The organism is Kitasatospora sp. NPDC051914 (assembly GCF_040680995.1).
Lineage (GTDB): Bacteria > Actinomycetota > Actinomycetes > Streptomycetales > Streptomycetaceae > Kitasatospora.
Genome location: NZ_JBFAXX010000008.1, coordinates 144,363 through 163,224, shown reverse-complemented (window position 1 = coordinate 163,224; position 18,862 = coordinate 144,363). Strand labels below are relative to the sequence as shown.

Annotated in this window: 17 protein-coding genes; 8 read left to right on the top strand and 9 right to left on the bottom strand. The window is 75.5% G+C overall.

The genetic code is table 11. The annotated features are described in order from the left end of the window. Nucleotides 1-157: 157 nt before the first annotated feature. From AB0M03_RS08255 to AB0M03_RS08230, 6 genes are all read right to left on the bottom strand, one after another. Complete coding sequence (locus AB0M03_RS08255; RefSeq protein WP_363489762.1) at nucleotides 158-553, bottom strand: DUF3224 domain-containing protein; 396 nt, start codon at nucleotides 551-553, stop codon at nucleotides 158-160. Nucleotides 554-647: 94 nt separating this feature from the next. Continuing rightward, nucleotides 648-1,499, bottom strand: coding sequence for a hypothetical protein (locus AB0M03_RS08250; RefSeq protein WP_363489760.1), 852 nt, complete (start codon nucleotides 1,497-1,499; stop codon nucleotides 648-650). 210 nt (nucleotides 1,500-1,709) lie between these two features. After that, a complete protein-coding gene (locus AB0M03_RS08245) occupies nucleotides 1,710-2,288 on the bottom strand; it encodes an alpha/beta hydrolase (protein WP_363489758.1) in 579 nt (192 codons plus the stop codon). 61 nt (nucleotides 2,289-2,349) lie between these two features. After that, complete coding sequence (locus tag AB0M03_RS08240) at nucleotides 2,350-2,700, bottom strand: hypothetical protein (RefSeq protein ID WP_363489756.1); 351 nt, start codon at nucleotides 2,698-2,700, stop codon at nucleotides 2,350-2,352. A gap of 135 nt (nucleotides 2,701-2,835) precedes the next feature. Further along, the gene (locus tag AB0M03_RS08235) at nucleotides 2,836-3,795 is read right to left on the bottom strand and encodes a polysaccharide deacetylase family protein (protein WP_363489754.1); all 960 of its coding nucleotides are present in this window, start codon (nucleotides 3,793-3,795) and stop codon (nucleotides 2,836-2,838) included. Nucleotides 3,796-3,875: 80 nt separating this feature from the next. Next, nucleotides 3,876-4,730, bottom strand: coding sequence for a GntR family transcriptional regulator (locus AB0M03_RS08230; RefSeq protein WP_363489752.1), 855 nt, complete (start codon nucleotides 4,728-4,730; stop codon nucleotides 3,876-3,878). Between the two features lie 258 nt (nucleotides 4,731-4,988). Here AB0M03_RS08230 and AB0M03_RS08225 point away from each other — a divergent pair, with 258 nt between their 5' ends. Beyond that, the gene (locus AB0M03_RS08225; protein ID WP_363489750.1) at nucleotides 4,989-5,531 is read left to right on the top strand and encodes a GNAT family protein; all 543 of its coding nucleotides are present in this window, start codon (nucleotides 4,989-4,991) and stop codon (nucleotides 5,529-5,531) included. A gap of 146 nt (nucleotides 5,532-5,677) precedes the next feature. Here the strand turns inward: AB0M03_RS08225 and AB0M03_RS08220 are convergent, their stop codons facing one another. Further along, entirely contained in the window at nucleotides 5,678-6,454 is a 777-nt protein-coding gene (locus tag AB0M03_RS08220) for a methyltransferase domain-containing protein (RefSeq protein WP_363489748.1), read from the bottom strand. 152 nt (nucleotides 6,455-6,606) lie between these two features. Between AB0M03_RS08220 and AB0M03_RS08215 the strand changes: the two genes are divergently transcribed. The 5 genes from AB0M03_RS08215 (at nucleotide 6,607) to AB0M03_RS08195 (ending at nucleotide 15,075) form a co-directional block, all read left to right on the top strand. Further along, on the top strand, nucleotides 6,607-8,124 hold the full coding sequence (locus AB0M03_RS08215; RefSeq protein ID WP_363489746.1) for a beta-N-acetylhexosaminidase: 1,518 nt from the start codon (nucleotides 6,607-6,609) through the stop codon (nucleotides 8,122-8,124). Nucleotides 8,125-8,284: 160 nt separating this feature from the next. Further along, a complete protein-coding gene (locus tag AB0M03_RS08210) occupies nucleotides 8,285-9,721 on the top strand; it encodes a cellulose binding domain-containing protein (protein WP_363489744.1) in 1,437 nt (478 codons plus the stop codon). 151 nt (nucleotides 9,722-9,872) lie between these two features. Beyond that, the gene (locus AB0M03_RS08205) at nucleotides 9,873-12,626 is read left to right on the top strand and encodes a SpoIIE family protein phosphatase (RefSeq protein ID WP_363489742.1); all 2,754 of its coding nucleotides are present in this window, start codon (nucleotides 9,873-9,875) and stop codon (nucleotides 12,624-12,626) included. Nucleotides 12,627-12,721: 95 nt separating this feature from the next. Next, nucleotides 12,722-14,395: a sensor histidine kinase gene (locus AB0M03_RS08200; RefSeq protein ID WP_363489740.1), complete on the top strand. Its 1,674-nt coding sequence runs from the start codon at nucleotides 12,722-12,724 to the stop codon at nucleotides 14,393-14,395. Nucleotides 14,396-14,427: 32 nt separating this feature from the next. Then, entirely contained in the window at nucleotides 14,428-15,075 is a 648-nt protein-coding gene (locus tag AB0M03_RS08195) for a response regulator transcription factor (protein ID WP_363489776.1), read from the top strand. A 60-nt stretch (nucleotides 15,076-15,135) separates the two neighbouring features. Here AB0M03_RS08195 and AB0M03_RS08190 read toward each other — a convergent pair whose 3' ends face one another. Beyond that, nucleotides 15,136-15,900 (bottom strand): hypothetical protein, encoded by a 765-nt coding sequence (locus tag AB0M03_RS08190; RefSeq protein ID WP_363489738.1) that lies wholly within the window; start codon nucleotides 15,898-15,900, stop codon nucleotides 15,136-15,138. A 206-nt stretch (nucleotides 15,901-16,106) separates the two neighbouring features. Then, on the bottom strand, nucleotides 16,107-16,670 hold the full coding sequence (locus AB0M03_RS08185; protein WP_363489774.1) for an AAA family ATPase: 564 nt from the start codon (nucleotides 16,668-16,670) through the stop codon (nucleotides 16,107-16,109). Between the two features lie 455 nt (nucleotides 16,671-17,125). Between AB0M03_RS08185 and AB0M03_RS08180 the strand changes: the two genes are divergently transcribed. After that, complete coding sequence (locus tag AB0M03_RS08180) at nucleotides 17,126-18,016, top strand: hypothetical protein (RefSeq protein ID WP_363489736.1); 891 nt, start codon at nucleotides 17,126-17,128, stop codon at nucleotides 18,014-18,016. Further along, nucleotides 18,013-18,843, top strand: a complete 831-nt coding sequence (locus AB0M03_RS08175; RefSeq protein ID WP_363489734.1) for an alpha-L-glutamate ligase — start codon at nucleotides 18,013-18,015, stop codon at nucleotides 18,841-18,843. Before AB0M03_RS08180 ends, AB0M03_RS08175 begins: the two co-directional genes overlap by 4 nt. Nucleotides 18,844-18,862 lie beyond the last annotated feature (19 nt).

The following is an 18,862-nucleotide window of genomic DNA, read 5'->3' as shown; positions in this document are numbered from 1 at the left end:
CCGGCGCCTGGCCGGTGTGCTCGGTCAAGGCCGGCCTGACCAAGTAGGACCCGCACCCGCACTGCTGCGAACGCCGCGGCCCCACACCCGGCCCGGCCCCCGCGCACCGCAACGGCCCGTTCCCCCACGAGGGGAACGGGCCGTCCGCACGCCCGGCTCAGCCCAGGGTGTAGTGGAAGGCGTAGGTGTGGTTGCCCTCGTCGTCGATCCGGATGTCGAGCCGGCCGGTGATCCCCGCCAGCTCCTCCGTACCGGTGCCCGGCACCACCGCGACCACCAGCCGCTCGCCGCCGCTGCCCGGCGCGCAGTGCTGCAGCACGAAGCTGCCCTTGCGGCCGTCGAGCTCACCCGTGTACCGCTCGAAAGCCGTGTACGCGGCGGGTCGGCCCTCGCCGTCCGCGGCGCTGATCATGTGCACCGTGCTGGTGCCCGCCAGCGCACCCCGGAAGGTCTTGGTCAGCCTCACCCGGGCCAGCGTCGCGCCGGGCAGCTCGTCGACCACCTCGGGCTCCCAGCCGTCCACCGTGAACGCGCCCTCGGCCTGCCTGTCCATCGCCGTCCCCTCGTCGTCGCGGATCGCCTGCGGCCAGCCTGGCACGCCGCACCGACAACGGACCGCCGACAGACCGTCGGCCCGGCGTACGGCATCAGCCCGCGAGCGCCCGCACCGCCGCCGCGAGCCGGGCCGGGGCCTGCGGGTCGTACTGCAGGAAGAGCCGCGGCTCGGTCAGCTCCAGCTCGATCAGCAGCGGTGCACCGTCCTCGTCGCGCACCAGATCCACCCGGGCGTACAGCAGCTCCGAGCGCTCGGGCACGGCCGCCAGCACCTGCTCGGCCACCGCCAGCTGATCGGCGTCCGGCTCCCTGGCCTCGTCCGCGAACCGGCCGGCCGGCCCGGAGAGCATCGGCCCGCGGCGCACCGCATGGCTGAACCCGCCGCCCAGGAAGACCAGCGAGGTCTCGCCCTCGCCGTCCACCGCCGGCAGGTAGGGCTGCACCATCGCCGTCCGGCCGGCCGCGGTCAGGCTCTCGGCGTGGGCGGCGGCGGCTGCCCGGTCGGTGGTCCGCACGGTGTCCCGGGCCCCGGACGACACGGTCGGCTTCACCACCAGCTCCGGCCACGGCGCCGTTCCGCCGTCCAGGCGCCCGCCCGGTGCGACCCACGCCGTCGGCACCACCGGTACCCCGGCCCCGGCGAGCTCGCGCAGATACGTCTTGTCGGTGTTGCGCTCCAGCACCGGCACCGGATTGCAGAGCCGGGTCAGCTCCGCCGTCCGCCGCGCCCAGTCCAGGAACTCCGCCCGGCGCCCGATGTAGTCCCAGGTGCTGCGCACCACCGCCACGTCGTACCGCGACCACTCGGCCGCCGGGTCGTCCCACACCACCCGCTCGGCAGCCAGCCCCTGCCCGGCGAAGGCGGCCAGCGCCACCTCCGCCTCCATGTCCGGAGCCTCCCGGCTGGTCACGTACGCCACGGCAGGGGCGGGTGTCGCGGTCATGCTGGTGCATCTCCTCCGGTAGGCCGACCGAACGGTTCGTCGTACGAGCACCCTAGGCGCAGGCGTCAACGGCCGGCCTTCGGCCGGGAGGTGCCCCCACGCGCCCCTTGTGGTGCTCCAACTGCTTTGTGCGCGCGAGTCGGCGCGCCGCCCGGACGGCAGCAGTGCCGCCCGCCCGGTGCCGGCCGCGCTGCGGGCGGTGGCCTCGTACTACGCCTGACCGCGCCGTGCCCGACCGCCCGGCCCGGCCCGACCGACGAGGTCGGCGAGCAGGGTGCGGCCCTCCGGCCAGTCGCCGAGGCCGGAGTCGCTGTTGATGTGCCCGAGGGCGCCGGCCCCGACGAACTGCGAGCCCCAGGCGGCGGCGAAGGCGGCCGCCCGCTCGATCGTGCACCAGGGGTCGTCGCTGCTGGCCACCACGGTGCTGGGGAAGGGCAGCGGCTGCAGCGGGACGGGCCGGAAGCCGTACAGCTCGGGGACCTCGGCGGTGTCGATGTCGGCCGGGGCGACGAGCAGGGCGCCGAGCACCCCGGCGGTGTCGGTGCGGCCGGCGGCCCAGTGCGCCACCGTGATGCAGCCGAGGCTGTGCGCGACGAGGACGACGGGTCGGCCGGCGGCGGCGACCGCCCGGTCGAGCCCGGCGACCCAGTCCGCGAGCTGCGGCTCGTCCCAGTCGGCCTGCTGCACCCGGACGAAGCCGGGGTCGGCGGCCTCCCACCGGCTCTGCCAGTGCTCGGGGCCGGAGTTCTGGTAGCCGGGCAGGACGAGGTGGACGGGTGCGTCGGACACGGGCGGCTCCTTCGGCTGACTGACCGGGCGGTTCGGACGCGGCGGTGGTGGTGGAGCGGCGTCAGCCGGCGGGCGGCAGGACCTCTTCGACCGAGCTGGTCCCGGCGCCGGGCCGGGACTCCCAGCGCCAGGTCTCGTCGAGGCGCAGCCGTCCGTCGCCGAGCCGGGAGACGGTACTGACGCAGTGTCCGCTGCTGGTCTCGCCGTCCCGGTTGAGCTGGACGTACCGGAAGTCGAGGGTGTCGCCGGCGCGGGTGCCGACCAGGTGGCCGTGCACGATGTCGCCGCCCTGGTACGAGGCCCAGACGCGCCCCTCCTGCTCGCGGTAGGCGAAGCTGGTCGCGGCGTCGACCTCGCCGTGCTCGGCGCGGCCGGTGGGCGAGAAGACCAGGCCGTCGAGGGATGGCAACATGGGGCGGCGCTCCTTCCGTGCGGAGCGCACAGTCGATCACGGCGGCCGCGGGGGCTGCCATCCGTTTCCGGATACTGGGACGGCTGTCTCGCTGCGCGGAAGCCCGGCAGGTCGGTCCGGGCGAGTGGGCCGGACTCAGAGGTAGTCGTCGAGCAGGGCGAGCGTGAAGCCCTGCTGTTCGACGGTGCGCAGCACCAGCCGCAGCATGTCCGTCATCGTCCCGTTCCACTCCCCGGGCCCGCGGAAGTGGGTGAGGATGATGTCGCCGGGGTGCAGCACCCGGTCCGCCTGGCGGTACTCCATGCGGTCGGGGAAGGCCTCCTCGTTCCACAGCGGGACGGCGCGGATGCCGCACTCCTTGGCGGCCCGCAGGGTGTCGTCGGTGTACTCGCCGTAGGGCGGGCGGAAGAGCGGCGGCCTGCTGCCGGTCTCGCGGTCGATCTCGTCCTGCTGGCCGCAGATCTCGGCGCGCTGCTCGGCGGCGGTGAGCTTGCGCATGTCCCGGTGGTTGAGGGTGTGGTTGCCGGCGGTGGCCCGGCCGTCGGCGGTGAGGCCGCGGAAGTAGCCCCAGTCGGAGCGGGCGAGGTAGCCGGAGAGGAACGTGCTGTAGCGGATGCCGAGTTCGGCGGTCATCCGGGCGAACTCCGGGTCCTTCTCGGCGCCGTCGTCGATGGTCAGGAAGACGACGCGGTCCTCGGTCGGGACGCGCCGGACGACGGGCGGCAGGCCGTCCCGCAGGGTGACCCCCGGCTGTCCGGCGGCGAGCACGGGGCGCTGCCCGGGCGGGGGAGGGGCGGCGGCGGGCAGCCGGTCGAGGTGCCAGCGCTCGGCCATGGCGCGGGCCTGGCGTTCGGCCGCCGCGCGGGCGGCCACCACCGGGTCGACCTGGTGCTGCTCGGCGAGGAAGGGGGTCGGTTCCGGGGCGTCCGGCGGCAGGGCGGCGGCAGAGGCCGGGGCTGCGGCGGTGACCGGGGGAGCGACGGGCCGGGCGGGGGGAGCGGTGCAGGCCGTCAGGACGAGACCGAGGCCGGCCCCGACTATTGACCCGACTATTGACCCGACTATGTGGCGACTACCTGATGATCTGATCTGCATACCGGCGGATGATCCCCGGACGGCTCGCACGCCAACCGCCGGCCCCGACCGTGTCCCGCGGACGGCCCAGCGACGGAGTGTCAGGCCGGGGGCTGCACATCCCCCGTGGTAGTGCTCCGCCCGCCGGGCCGGCCCGGCAGGTCCCCGGGCGGGATGCCCGGATGGTGGCCGCCGCTCCGGCCCTCGGCCGTCGTCCCGGACGGGCCGTCGTCGAAGGCGATCCGGGAGACGATCCGGTACCGGTCCCCGCGGTACACCGAGTGCACGTACTCCACCGGCCGGCCGCCCGCGTCACTGGTCAGCCGCTCGAACAGCAGCGCCGGCGACAGCACCGGCACCCCCAGCAGCCGGGACTCGCTCTCGTTGGTGACGGTGGGCTCGATCGACTGCACCGCCTCGCGGACGCGGACGCCGTGCCGCTCGCGCAGCAGGTCGTAGAAGTCGCCCGACTCCATGTCGGCCGGCTGCAGACCGGGCACCAGCGCGGCCGGCACGTGCAGGTGCTCGATGGCCATCGGCTCGCCGTCGACCAGCCGCAGCCGGGCGATCCGGGTCAGCTTCGCCGCGGGGGAGATCCGCAGCCGCCGGCCGAGCCGCGCCCCGGCGGGCACGGTCTCGAACTCCAGCACCCGCCCGGCCCAGCTGCCCGCCGCCCGCGGCACGCTGAAGGCGCTGCCCTCGGAGGCCATCGCCATCTCCTGGACGACCTTCTCCGGCGCCACGAACATGCCGCGCCCGTGCTCGCGGACCAGCAGACCGGTCGCCACCAGCTCGTCCACCGCCGCACGCAGCGTCGGCCGGGACACCCCGAGCTCCTCGCACAGCACCCGCTCGGACGGGATCGGCTCACCGGGGCTCCGGGCCTCCACCAGATCCCGCAGATGGTCGCGCACCCGCGTCCGCTTCACCGCGCCCCTCGGTCTCTCGCCCGACATGGCAGCTCCCTCGTCCCGAAACTGACCAGTACCTTACCAATACGGCGCCGCCGGGATCAGGAGATGCGGGCGGGCGCCCATGTGGGTCCTCGCGCCACGTTGCGCTCCTTCCGATCAGCCCGCTCCCCTGCAGATGCAAGACCGGGCGGGAAGCCGACCCCGGCTCCGTCGGTGGGCCGACCCGCGGGCATCGTGGCACCGGCCGGGGCGGGGCAAATCGGGTTGCCACCGGGCGGTCCGGCCGGATAGGAAGCCTGAATGCTTAGAGGCAGCACGGTCGGGCTCAGGGCCCGGCACGAGGACGACATTCCGATCCTGCGGACCGAGCTCTACGACGACGTGGTCAACGCCTCGCGCGCCGAAGGCAGGCCCTGGCGGCCGATGACGCCCGGTTCGAAGGACCCGCGGCTCGTGGTGGACGACACGAACGAGGGGCTCGTCCAGTTCTCCGTGGTGGAGCTGGACGGCGGCGCGCTGGTCGGCACCGCGACGCTGTGGGGCATCGACACCCACCACCGGTCCGCGCACATCGGACTGGGCCTGCTGCCGTCCGCCCGCGGCAAGGGCTACGGCACCGACGTGGTCGCGGTGCTCTGCCACTACGGCTTCGTGGTGCGCAGCCTGCAGCGCCTGCAGATCGAGACGCTGGCGGACAACACCGCGATGCTGCGCTCCGCCGAACGCAACGGCTTCGTCCGCGAGGGCGTGCTGCGCTCCTCGGCCTGGGTGATGGGCGAGTTCCTGGACGAGGTGCTGCTCGGGCTCCTCGTCCGCGACTGGAAGCCGGAGCCGAAGCCCTAGGGTGCCGCCGGGCCCGGCCGCTCCGGGGCGACACCGGGCCGCGCTCCGGGACGACACTGTGGCCCCCGCCCTCCGTGGCGGGGGCCACCGCCCGGCCGGCGGTGCAGACGATCGCCGAACGGGCGGCTCGGCCGCCGGAGGCCCGCTCAGCGCTCCGCGACCACGACGTGGAACGTGACGGCCGCGAAGAAGGGCCCGCTCTCGAGGTGGTCGAGCCAGCGGGCGGCCCCGTCCTCGGTGAAGTACCCGGCGGTGACGGCCCGGCGGGTGCAGCGTTCCAGGCCGAGGATCAGGTCGGCGGCGCGGACGTCCCGGAAGACCGGGGTGACCGGGAGGACGGCCGCCACCGCGAAGCCGGCCTCCGCCGCCAGCCGCGGGAGCCGGCTGCCGATGCGGGCGTTGCGCACGGCCTGCTCGGTGACGTACCGGGTGTAGGCCTGCGACAGGTCGCCGTCCGGGTGGTCGACGGTCAGGGTGCCCCAGTCCGGCTCTCCCGTGACGAGCCGTCCGCCGGGCCGCAGCACCCGGCGGATCTCCGCGAGCGCCCGGCCCGGGTCGGCGACGTGCTGCAGCACCCGGTCGGTGCGGGCGCGGTCCGCGGCGCCGTCCGGCAGCGGCAGGTCGTGGAGGTCGCCGAGCCGGACCTCGACGGCGGGCTGCCCTGCCGTGCGCGCGGTCGCGGTGTCGACGGCGGCCCGGTCGTGGTCGACACCGATCACCCGCCCTGCCGGGCCCACCGCCCCGGCCAGTGCGCCGAGGTCCGTGCCGGGGCCGCAGCCGAGGTCCAGCACCGTCCCGCCGGGCCGGACGTCGAGCTCCTCGAGCATGCGCTGCTTGTAGGACCGCCCGAGATCCGTGGCGGCCACCCGGTCGAGGTAGGCGATCGGGTCGGGGGTGTCGGTCTCGAACACGGTGGAGGTCATGCCTGCCAGTCAATCAACTCCTCGCCGGCCGCGGGCCTACACCTCTTCCACCGCCGCCACTTGACGGGCCAACTGGTCTATGCCACTTTCTTTTACCAGTGGTGCTCCAGTCCGCAAGTGGTAAGTTCCCCGTCCCCCGAGGTGGCCCCGCCGTGATCATTCCGACGCCCCGCCGGATCGTCCCCGCGCCCGGCCGGTTCACGTTCGACCACGGTACGGCCGTGCACGCCGCAGGCCCGGCCGCGGCCGCCGCCGACCTGCTCCGCACCCTGCTCCGCCCGGCCACCGGGCTGCCGCTGCCGCCCTCCCCGGACGGCGCCGTGCTGCTCGCCGTCGACCCTGCGCTCACCGCCGAGCTCGGCCCCGAGGGCTACCGGCTCGCCGTCACCCCCGAGGCCGTCCGCCTGCACGCCGCCGCCACCGCCGGCCTGCTGCACGGCGTCCAGCGGCTGCGCCAACTGCTTCCCGCCGAGGCCCTGCTGGACCGTCCGGTGCCGGACGTCCGCTGGCAGCTGCCCTGTCTGACCGTCACCGACCGGCCCCGCTTCCCGTGGCGCGGCCTGATGCTCGACGTCGCCCGGCACTTCCTGCCCGTCGCCCACCTGCACCGCACCGTCGACCTGCTCGCCCTGCACGGGCTGAACGTGCTGCACCTGCACCTGACGGACGACCAGGGCTGGCGGATGCCGGTCTACTCCTACCCGCGGCTCACCGCGGTCGGCTCCGTCCGGGCACGGACGATGACCGGCCGGGCCGGCAGCGGGAGCTTCGACGACCGCCCGCACGGCGGCGCGTACACCAAGGCCGAACTGCGCGGCCTCGTCCGTCACGCGGCCGAGCGCGGGGTCACCGTCGTCCCCGAGATCGAGATGCCCGGCCACGTCCGGGCCGCCCTCGCCGCCTACCCGCGGCTCGGAAACGTTCCGGGGCGGCAGCTCGACGTGTGGACGGAGTGGGGTGTCTGCGAGAACGTCCTCGGGGTGCACGACGAGGCACTGGCCTTCTGCACCGACGTGCTCGACGAGGTGATGGAGGTCTTCCCCTCGCCGTACGTGCACCTCGGCGGCGACGAGTGCCCCACCGCCGAGTGGGAGGCCGCCCCGTCCGCCCGGCGGCGCGCCGCCGAGCTGGGCCTCGCCTCGCCCAAGGAACTGCACGGCTGGTTCCTCGGCCGGATCGGCGCCCACCTGCTGGAGCGCGGCCGGCGGCCGGTCTGCTGGGCCGAGGACAGCAGCAGCCCCGGGCTGCCGCCCGAGTTCGCCGTGATGCCCTGGCGGGACGCCGACCACGGCCTCGACGCCGCCCTCCGCGGCCACGACATCGTGATGGCCCCCTACCGCGCCACCTACCTGGACTACCCCGCGTCCGACCGCCTTGACGAGCCGCTCGGCCAGGACGGCGCGGTGGTGGACCTGCAGGCCGTCCACGGGCTCGATCCGGCCCCCGCGCACTGGCCGGAGGAGGCCCGGGCCCGGGTCCTCGGCGCCCAGGCCCAGCTGTGGACCGAGTTCGTGCCCGACCCCGCGGAGGCCGACCGCCGGCTCTACCCGAGGCTCTGCGCCTTTGCCGAGCGCGCCTGGAACCCGGACACCGACTGGCCCGCCTTCGAGCACGCCCTCACCGGCCACCGCCCCCGACTGGCGGCCCTGGGCCTGCCGACGGCCTTCTGACCGGGCGTACCCGACCCGCCCGCTCACGCCGGCCCCGCCCACACCCCGCCCGCGGCCCCGCCGCCCCCGATCCGCACCACCCGCACGCTCCCTGCCCTGCACCCGGGTGCCGCGCTCCGCGGCACCGTCCCGCACCGCCCCACCGGAGAGAGGGATCACCGTGTCAGGAAAGCCCCGTCCCCCGCGCCGCCTGCGCACCGCGACGGCCGTCTGCGTCGCCGCCGGACTGGCGGGCGCCGCGCTGCTCACCGCGCCCGCCTCGGCCGCGACCGACGCGCTGAGCGTCCGCTACCGCACCAGCGCCACCGGTGCCACCGCCGACCAGTCCGAGCCCTGGCTGGAGGTCGTCAACACCGGCACCACCACCGTGCCGCTCGGCGAGATCAAGCTGCGCTACTACTTCAAGGCGGACGGCCCGAACACCGTCTACCGCTTCGCCTGCTCCTGGGCGGTCAAGGGCTGCGCCAACATCACCGGCACCTTCGGCACCCTCGCGAACCCGACCGCGACCGCCGACCGCTACCTGGAGATCGGCTTCACCGCCGGCGCAGGCTCGCTCGCCCCGGGCCAGAGCACCGGCGACATGCAGCTGCGGTTCTACCGTTCCGACTGGCAGACCCTCGTCCAGTCGGACGACTACTCCTTCGGCGCCGCGCAGACCTCCTACGCGAACTGGGACAAGGTCACCCTGCAGCGCTCCGGCACCCTGCTCTGGGGCACCGCCCCGGCCGGCAACACCCCGACCACGCCGCCGACCACGCCCCCCACGACCCCGCCCACCACGCCGCCCACCGACCCGAACGCACCGGCCCTGTTCGACGACTTCTCCTACACCTCCAGCAGCGACCCCCGGCTGCAGCAGAACGGCTGGACGGTGAAGTCCGGCCAGGGCGGCCCGGGCGTCCCCGGCGCCACCTGGTCCCCGGCGGACGTCACCTTCGCGAGCTCCGTGATGAACCTCCGGCTCACCACCGACGGCACCGCGGCGGGCACCAGGGAGACGGAGATCCAGACCACCGCCCGGAAGTTCAAGAACGGCACCTACGCGGCCCGGGTGAAGTTCGACGACACCCCGAGCGGCGGCCCCGACGGCGACCACGTCAACCAGACCTTCTTCGCCTTCACCCCGCTCGTCCGGCCGATGGACCCGGACTACAGCGAGCAGGACTTCGAGTACCTGCCGAACGGCGGCTGGGGCGAGCAGGGCAACATCATGTACTCCACGTCCTGGGAGACCTACAACCCGGACCCGTGGAACGCCGTCAACACCCACACCGAGAGCCGCACCTCCTTCAACGGCTGGCACGACCTCCAGATCACCATCGACTCCACCGCCATCACCTACTACATCGACGGCCGGGTGTTCGCGGTGCACGGCGAGCCCTACCTGCCCGAGACCCGGCAGTGGATCGACTTCAACCACTGGCTGATCGACCTCAACGGCCAGACCTCCAACACCCCGCGCTCCTACGACGAGCAGGTCGACTACGTGTACTTCGTCCAGGACCAGGTGCTCACCCCGGCCCAGGTCGCCGCCAAGGTCGCCGGCTACCGCGCGGCCGGTACCGCCTTCAACGACTCGGTGCCCGCCGGCTGATCCGCAACGGCTGCCGCGCCCGTCCGCCCGACCCCGGAGGGGCCTGCGCGGCCGGACGGCAAGGGCTCCGCTCCGACCGGCCCCGATCGGAGCGGAGCGGAGCCCCCGGCTCCGGTTGACACCTCCGGAGGTCCGGGACTAGGGATGAAGAATGCGCCTGGGCGTGCCGGCTGACGGCGATCCGGGGGCGGTGGCCGGGCATCCGGACGCCCCCGCAGACAGCCACGCCCCCGACCTCCAGCTGCCGCCCGGCAGCGCGGACCACGAACGTCCGCCGCCCGGCAGCGCGGACCGGCACGCCCCGGACGGCGCGGGCAGTGCCGCCACCGGGCCGCCCGGCCCGAGTCCGGGATCCGCACGCTCCGACACCGCGGCAGGCCTGTCCGGGCCGAACGGCCCACCCGGCCCGCCGCCCGTGCCGCCGTCGCCCGTGCCACCCGGCCCGTCCCCCGGCGCGGCCGTCGACCGCGACGCCGTCCGGAAACTCCTGGCCGAGGCGCTGACCAGGGCGGTCGCCGCCACCTCCGGCTACGGCGGACTGATCTACCTCCCGTCGCCCGACCACCGCTCGCTCGTGCTCAGCACCGTCGTCGGCGTTCCCCTGCCACTGCTCAGCGCCTTCCGGCGGATCGCCGTGATGGCCCCGCTCCCCGCCACCGAGGCCTACCGCACCGGCCGCACCATCGTCCTCGCCGACCCCGACGAGACCATGCGGCGCTTCCCCCGGCTCGCCGTCGGACTGCCCTACGCCTTCTCCTTCGCCGCCGCGCCGATCAGCACCCGTGACGACACGCTCGGCGTGCTGTGCGTGCTGTGGCCCGGCGCCGAGGCGGGCCTGCCCGCCGGGCTCCGCCGCCAGCTGCGCACCTCGGCCAACCGGATCGCCGCCGCCCTGGCCCCGTACGGCCACCTCGCCGCCGCCGAGGAGCCGACCGTCGTCCAGCTCCCGCCGCCGTCCGGCCCGGCCACCCGCGTCGGCATCTTCGACTGGGACATCCCCGGCAGCAGCCTCACCATCGACGACGAACTCGCCGGCATCCTCGGCATCGCCCCCGGCTCCTTCGACGGCCGCGCCGCCACCCTCGTCGACCGGCTCAACCGCGAGGACGTGCCGCTGCTGCGCGAGACCGTCCGCCGCGCCGCCCGGGAGGGCCTGCCGTTCGCCCGGCAGGTCAGGGTCAAGGACCCCCGCGGCGGCCACCGCACCCTCGAACTCCGCGGCCGCCGGGTCGCCGACGGCACCCACCTGGTGATCGTCGCCCTCGACGACTCCGCGGGCTCCGCCGCGGTCGCCGCCGTCGAGCGCCTGCGCGACGGCGTCTTCGCCCTCGACGCCGAGGGCATGGTCGTCTACGTCAACCGGACGGCCGAGATGTTCCTCCAGGCCAGACGGGACGAACTCCTGGGACGCCACCCGTGGGACGTGCTGTCCTGGCTCGGCGATCCCGCCTACGAGGACCGCTACCGGGCCGCGATGCTCTCCCGCCGCCCCACCGCCTTCCTCGCCTGCCGGCCCCCCGACCACTGGCTCGCCTTCTCGCTGTACCCCGACGCCCACGGCGTCACCGGCCGGATCGTCGCCGCCGCCGAGCCCACCGACCCGGCCGCCCGCAACGCCCTGCTGCACGAGGCCCCGCCGCCGGCCGCCCCCGCCACCCTCGGCGCCACCTACCACCTGCTCCAGCTCGCCAGCGCCCTCACCGAGGCGGTCACCGTCCAGGAGGTCTGCGACACCGTCCTCCAGCAGATCCTGCCCGGCTACGGCGGCCAGGAGCTGGCCCTCTACCTCGCCCAGAACGGCCGCATGCACCTCGTCGCGCAGAGCGGCTACCCGGAAGGCTTCCTCGACCGCTTCGAGGCCACCCCGATGGGCGCCCGGCTGCCCGGCGCCGAGACCCTCAGCGCCGGAAGCCCGCTGTTCTTCCAGACCTCGAACGAACTCCAGGCCGCCTACCCCGGCATCCCCCAGGACGAGATGCGGGCCTGGGCCTTCCTGCCGCTCATCGCCTCGGGCCACCCCGTCGGCAGTCTCATCCTCGGCTTCGAGCAGCCCCGCACCTTCACCCCCGAGGACCGCGTCCAGCTCACCGCCCTCGGCGGCCTGATCGCCCAGGCCCTGGAACGCGCCCGCCTCTACGACGCCGAGTTCACCCTCGCCCGCGGACTCCAGCAGGCCCTCCTCCCGCACCGGCTGCCCGCCGTGTCCGGCATCGCCATCACCGCCCGCTACCTCCCCGGCACCCGGGGCATGGAGATCGGCGGCGACTGGTACGACGTGATCGCCACCCCGCACGGCCTCTGCCTGGTCATCGGGGACGTCGAGGGCCACAACGTGGGCGCCGCCGCCACCATGGGCCAGCTGCGCAGCGCCGTCCGCGCCTTCGCCTCCGGCGGCAGCCCGCCGGCCGAGGTGCTCGTCCGCACCAACCACCTCCTCGTCGACCTCGATCCAGGTCTGCTCGCCAGCTGCTGCCTGATCCACCTCGACCCGACCGACGGCCGCGCCCACGGCGTCCGGGCCGGCCACCTGCCGCCGCTGCTGCGACGGCCCGACGGCCGCACCGAGGTCGTCGACCTGGAGGGCGGCCCGCTCCTCGGCGTCGACCGGTCGGCGCACTACCCGACCACCCGGCTGCACCTGCCGGTCGGCTCCGTCCTCGCCCTGTACACCGACGGACTGGTCGAGACCCCCTCCATCTCCATCGACCAGGGCATCGACGAACTGCGCAGCTCGCTCGCGCACGCCGGGCCCGTCCTGCCCGCCCTGCCGGGTGCACCCGACAGCGCCGGGTCCGCCGACGGGGCACGCACCCTCGACGACCTCGCCGACCGGCTGGTCGCACGGGCCAGCCGGACGGCGCAGCGGCTGGACGACATCGCGCTGCTGCTGATCCGCCGCGAGTGACCCGCCGGCGCCGGCCGGAGCAGCGACTTTGGTCGGAGCAGGTCGATACCGAGGATGGTGGCGGCCGCCCGGGGACGGACCGCTAGCCTCTGCCCGTGACCACGAGAACGACCGCGCTCCGCACCCCGGGGCCGCTCCTGGGGGCGCTCCTCCCGACAGCCCCGACCAGGGCGGACCTCCGGCCGAGGGCCCTGTTGCGCCGCGTCCTGCCGGGCCCCTGGGGCACGCTCAAGGTGGTCAGCGAGGGCGTGGCCGCGGTCGTCGTCGGCGGCCTCGGCGGTCTGATCCAGCTCGCCGACTCCGGCCCGGCCGGGGCGCTCGCCGCGGGGCTCGCCGGAGCCGTGCTGTGTCTGCTGCGGCGCGGCCTGCCCGGCACCGTCCTGGTGGTGACCGGCGCGGCGATCGGCGGGTACGGCGGCTTCCTCCCGCTGCTGGTCGCGGCCGGCTGGTCGGCCGGGTACCGGATCACCCGGCCGCTGCTGCTGACCGTCGCCTTCTGCACCGCCTTCACCGGTGTGCTGATCACCGCGCTGGGGCTGAACACCGACGGTCTGCCGGTCCGCGCCAACCTGGTGGTCTCCACGGTCGGCTTCCTGCTGCTGGCCGTCCTGCCCGCCGTCGTGGGCCGGTACCGCGCCCAGCGCCGGGCCCTGCTCAGTGCCCTGCAGGAGCGCAACGCGCAGCTCGTGCGCGAGCGGGTGATGATCGCCCACCAGGCCCGGCTGCGCGAGCGGCACCGGATCGCCCAGGACATGCACGACAGCCTCGGCCACCAACTCGCCCTGATATCCGTGCACACCGGCGCGCTGGAGGTCGACCGCACCCTCACCGCGCCGCAGCGGGAGGCGGTGGGCGTCCTCCGGCAGGCGGCGACCGGTGCCATGCGGGAGCTCCGCGAGGTGGTCGGCCTGCTCCGCGACGACACGCTGCCGGAGGCCGGCGGGGTGGAGGCCGTGGAGCGGCTCGCCGAGGCGTCCCGGGCGGCCGGCGCGAAGGTCGCCCTGGAACGGTCGGGCGAGCCCAGGCCGCTGCCGGCGGCCGCCGGCCACGCGGCGTACCGGATCGTCCAGGAGGGGCTGACCAACGCCCACAAGCACGCGCCGGGAGCTCCGATCTCCGTCGCCCTGCGGTACGAGCCGGACGCCCTGGTGGTGGAGGTGCACAACGGGCCCGCCCCGGAGACGGCCGACGGGGCCGTCCGCGGCGGCCAAGGCCTGACCGGCCTGCGCGAGCGGGCGAGGCTGCTCGGCGGCATGGTGCACGCGAGCCCCACCCCGGAGGGCGGGTTCCGGCTGGCCGGCGTGCTCCCGTACGACGGCGCCGGCCGGGGCGAGGGCGCCGCGGCGGGCGGGCCGTCCGACGAGCTGGACCTCGGCTTCCCGGTGGTGCTGCCGGAGCCGCTGCCGCGCCGCAGCCCGGCCCTGGGCTGCGCGATCGGGGCGGGCCTGGTGCTGCTGGCCTCCCTCGGCGCGCTGGTCTGGGCCGCCCTGACGTTCTTCCAGATGCTGGGGAACGCCACGCTGTCCAGGGAGACCTTCGACGGCCTGCGGGTCGGCACCTCGGAGCAGGAGGTCCGCAGCGTCCTGCCGCCCGGCAGCAGGATGATGACCGGTGAGTACCGCGACCAGGGCCCGCCGGTGCCGGCCGACGCCTCCTGCGCGTGGTTCATGTCGGACGAGGACAGCGCCTCGATCGAGACGGAGACCGTGCTCAGGCTGTGCTTCCGCGACGGCCGCCTGGTCGACAAGCAGCACTATCCTGCCAGGTGACGACCAGTGATGCCGCTCAGGAGGCCGCAGAAGTGATCAAGGTCCTCGTCGCCGACGACGAGCCGCTCATCCGGGCCGGCATCCGGATGATCCTGACCTCGGCGGACGACATCGACGTGGTGGCCGAGGCCGCCGACGGCCGCGAGGCCCTCGAGCTCGCCCGGGCCCACGCGGTGGACGTGGTGCTGCTGGACATCCAGATGCCGGTGATGGACGGTCTGACCGCGCTGGCCGAGCTGCCGCGGGCCGCCCCGGGCGCCCGGGCCCTCGTCCTCACCACCTTCGGCGAGCGGGAGAACGTGCTGCGCGCGATCGCCTCCGGCGGCGCCGGGTTCCTGCTCAAGGACACCGCGCCGGGCGAACTCATCCAGGCCGTCCGGGCCGCGGCCGGCGGCAACGCCTTCCTGTCGCCGGCCGCCACCCGGCACATCGTCGACAGCCTGGCGGCCGGCCCGGCCACCGCCCGCGGCGAGGCCGCCCGCCGCAGGCTGGCCGTCCTCACCGACCGGGAGCGCACGGTGGTCGACCTGCTCGGCGAGGGCCTCTCCAATGCGGACGCCGGGGCCCGGCTGCACATGAGCGAGGCCACGGTGAAGACGTACGTCAGCCGCATCCTGGCCAAGCTGGGGTGCGACAACCGCGTGCAGGCAGCCCTGCTCGCGCGCGACGCCGGGCTCTGACGTCGGGCTCTGACCTCGGGCTCCGACGCGGGCTCCGGCCGGGCCGGTCCGGCGGTCTGCTCAGGCCTGCGGCTGGAGCACCCCGGAGAGCCGGGCCTGTGCCCGGTCGAGTTCGCCGTTGACCTGCGCCCGCAGGGCCGGCAGCAGTGCGAGTGCGGCCCGGGCGGCGTCCGCGGAGGGCTCCGGGTCGGCCTGGGCGGCCGTCACCGCGGCCCGCAGCGGCATGGTGGTCAGCGCCGTCTCCCAGGCGGCGCGGTGCACCCCGGAGGCGTAGCGGGAGGTCAGGTACTCCAGCGGTGTCAGGGCGAGGCCGTCGCCGTCCTCCGGTCCGGCGAGCCGGTCGCTGGGCAGCAGCCAGGCGATGCCGTCCCGGGCGATCAGTTCGAAGGCCCTCGACTCGTCCGCCGTCGCCCAGGGGCCGCTGCCCGCGGTGGCCGCGGCGAGCAGCCGTTCCAGCATCGCGGCCTCGCGCGGGCCGGCCGTGCGGTCCGGATGCTCCTGTTCCGCGAGGAGCTGGGCCAGGTGGTAGCGCTGGCCCCAGCTGCCGACCCAGCGGTGCATGGCGCCGGCCCTGGTCTCCCGGAGGGCGGCCAGGGCCAGGGCACGGGTGGTGAGGTCGCGTCGGACGAGGACGCCCTCGGAGTCGGGACCGAGCCTCCGCAGGGCGGTCTGCACCGTGGCGGGCGTGGGGCCGTCGTACCAGCGCAGCGTCCAGCTGCGGCGGGCGGGGTCGTACTGCGGCTCGAAGGCGGTGCGGTACTGCGCGCCGAGCCGGTCGGCGAGCCGGCGCAGACGCGGTTTGCGCCGGGATGAGGGGGTGGGCATGGTTGCACAGTAACCAGCGCGCGCGGGCGCGCGAGGCGACGCGCGCGACCCCTCACCCCGGTGGGCGCCGCCCATCCGGCCCGAGGGGTGAACCCCGTGGCACGCGCGTACCCTCGTCCGTCCCTCCGGCGCTGCAGCACGGTCCGGCGCAGTAGCACGGTCCGGCGCTGCAGCACGGGCGGCGACCCGCCCCGCAGGCCCCCGCCTCAGGCGTCGGCGAAGTCGATGTCCCGCAGCCGCAGGGCGCCCGCCTGGTCGAGCAGCACGGTGGTGGCGCAGCCCGCGACCGGCCCCTCGGCCAGAGCCAGCGAGGCGTGCAGGCGGGCGGTCGCCCACCGGTGCCGGGCGAAGGCGTACGCGGAGACCTGCCGGCCCCGCTCCTGCTGCCCCTGGGCGGCCTGCTGCGGGCTGGCGTCGAGCAGCAGCAGGTGCAGCCGCCGGCCCTGGGCGGCGGCCGTCCGGGCCAGCCACCGGCGCACCCACGGCAGGGTGCCGCAGTCGTGCACCACCAGCGGTCCGCCCGCCCGCAGCGCCCGGTGCAGGCCCAGGTAGTGGTGCAGTCGCACCAGCGGGCGGTACAGCGCGTACGGCACGCGGGGCAGCCGTTCCTGGTAGCGCTCGCGGGAGTGCTGGGAGTCGACGACGGGTGCCCGGGCGCAGCGCCGCATCAGCGTGGACTTGCCGCTGCCGGGCAGGCCGGAGACCACCACGACGTCCCCGGCCGGGTAGCGCAGCGCGCCGGGGACCTGGCGGTCGCGCAGGTCGTGCAGACCGACCGGCCGCAGTACGCCCTCGGGCGTCCGTGCCGCCGTGAACGGTTGTTCGCTCCCGGCCCCCGCCACGGGCCCGGTACTGACGGTTTCGCGCACCGCCCCCTCCTTCCGGTACCCGTGCCCTACCCGGAACGGGACAAGGGCTCACCAAGAGAGGGTAATGGGATCATCGGACTCGGCGGGGTGCCGTTTCGGGCCGTGACCCACCTGTGGTCTGCTGGAACGGCTTCGGCACGCCCCCGTGACATCCGCACCCCGCGGGCCCGCTGACGCCGCGTCGGGCGCCGGACGGGGCCGTCGGGCCGGTCCGGTCCGCGGCGCGACACGCCGTCGGCTGTGACCCGCTTGTAGCTGTTCGCGGACGACTTGGGCGATCTTGCCCGGAAGGTTCGTGGCATCCTGGAGCGCTGTGTCCGGGCCGAGGGAGCCCGGCGGGGGGACGGGAGTCGCGGATGAGGTTCTGCTTCCTGGTCGAGGAGCACTACCGGAACGACGGCATGCCGCTCGACGTGGTGCGCCGGCTGACCGCCTGGGGCCACCGGGTCGACGTGGTCCGGCCCGGCGGCTCGCTGATGGACCTCGGCGAGCTGGTCCGCGCGGGCGACCACGACGCCTGGGTGCTCAAGACCGTCTCCGGCGGCCCGGGCCTCGGCCTGCTGGAGGCCGCCGCGGCCGTCGGCCTCACCACCGTCAACGACGCGCGGGCCATCCGCCCCGTCCGCGACAAGGCGCAGGCCGCCGTGATCGCCGCCCACCGCGGCCTGCCCGTCCCGCCCACCTGGGCCGCCGCCCGCTGGGAGGACTTCGGGCTCATACCCGACAGCCACTACCCGCTGGTGGTCAAACCCGCCGACGGCAGCTCCGGCCGCGCCGTCCACCTCGTCGAACGCCCCGACCACCTCGCCCTGCTCGGCGCCGAGCTCGGCGGCGAGGGGCTGCTCATCGCGCAGCCGTACGTCCCGAACGGTGGCGTGGACCTCAAGGTCTACTGCGCCGGCGGCGAACTGTTCGCCACCGAGCGGACCTCCCCGCTGCACCCGGAGCACCCGCACCGCGAACGGCCGGTCGCGCTCGCCCCCGAGGTGGCCGCGGTGGCCGCCCAGGTCGGCGAGGTCTTCGGGCTGGACCTGTACGGCGTGGACATCCTGCTCGGCCCGGACGGCCCGGTGGTCGTGGACGTCAACGACTTCCCGAGCTTCCGGGCCGTCCCGCAGGCGGTGGCCCGGGTGTCCCGCGCGGTGCTCCGGCTGGCCCGCACCGGCTCCTCCTGGCCGTCGGTCGCCGCAGTGCCGCCGCAGGGCGTCGGGAGCACCGTCCCCGCCGCGGTCGGCGGCGCCGCGTGACCCGGCCGCTCCGGGTCCGCCTGCTCACCGCCGACCCCGGCCACCCGCTGCTCGCCGCCGCGGCGGCACTGCTGCGCGCCGGCGGCCACACCGTGGACACCCAGCACCCCGCCGCACCGGAGGAGCCCGGCCGCCCCGACGTCTGCCTGCTCAAGGCCCGGACACCGCAGGCGCTCGCCCTCGCCGCACGGCTGGAGGAGCGGGGCGTGCCGGTGGTCAACCCGGCGGCCGCCACGGCCTTCTGCCAGGACCGGCAGCGGATGGCCGACCGCGCCCTGGCCGCGGGCCTGCCGTTCGCGCCGACCCGCACCGCGGACCTGGCCGGTCTGGACGTCCCGGAGCCGGTGGTGCTCAAGAGCCTGCACAGCCGCCGCGGCGACCTGGTCGCCGCCGTCCCCGACACCGCCACGGCCCGGCGCCTCGCGGCCGAGTGGCCCGGGGAGCCGGTCGTCGTCCAGCCGATGGCGGCCAACGACGGCTGGGACCACAAGCTGTGGGCGGTGGACGGCCGCCTCTTCGCCGAGCGCCGCCGCTCCGAACTCGCCCCGCCCGTACCCGGCGCAGCCACCCGGGCCGCGCTCCCGGTCGCAGAACTGCCCGCGCACTGGCGGGACCTCGCCCTCGCCGCCGGCGAGGTCTTCGGGCTGGACGTCTACGGCGTCGACGTCCTGGCCACCGCCGCAGGCCCGCTGATCGTGGACGTCAACGCCTTCCCCGGGATCCGCGGCCAGGCCGGCGCGCCGGAGGCCCTGGCCGCCCTGGCCGTCGCCGCGGGCACCGGCAGCCGACGGCCGGCGGGGCACGCAGCCGCCCGGACGGCCGGCTGACGGACACGCACGAGGCACG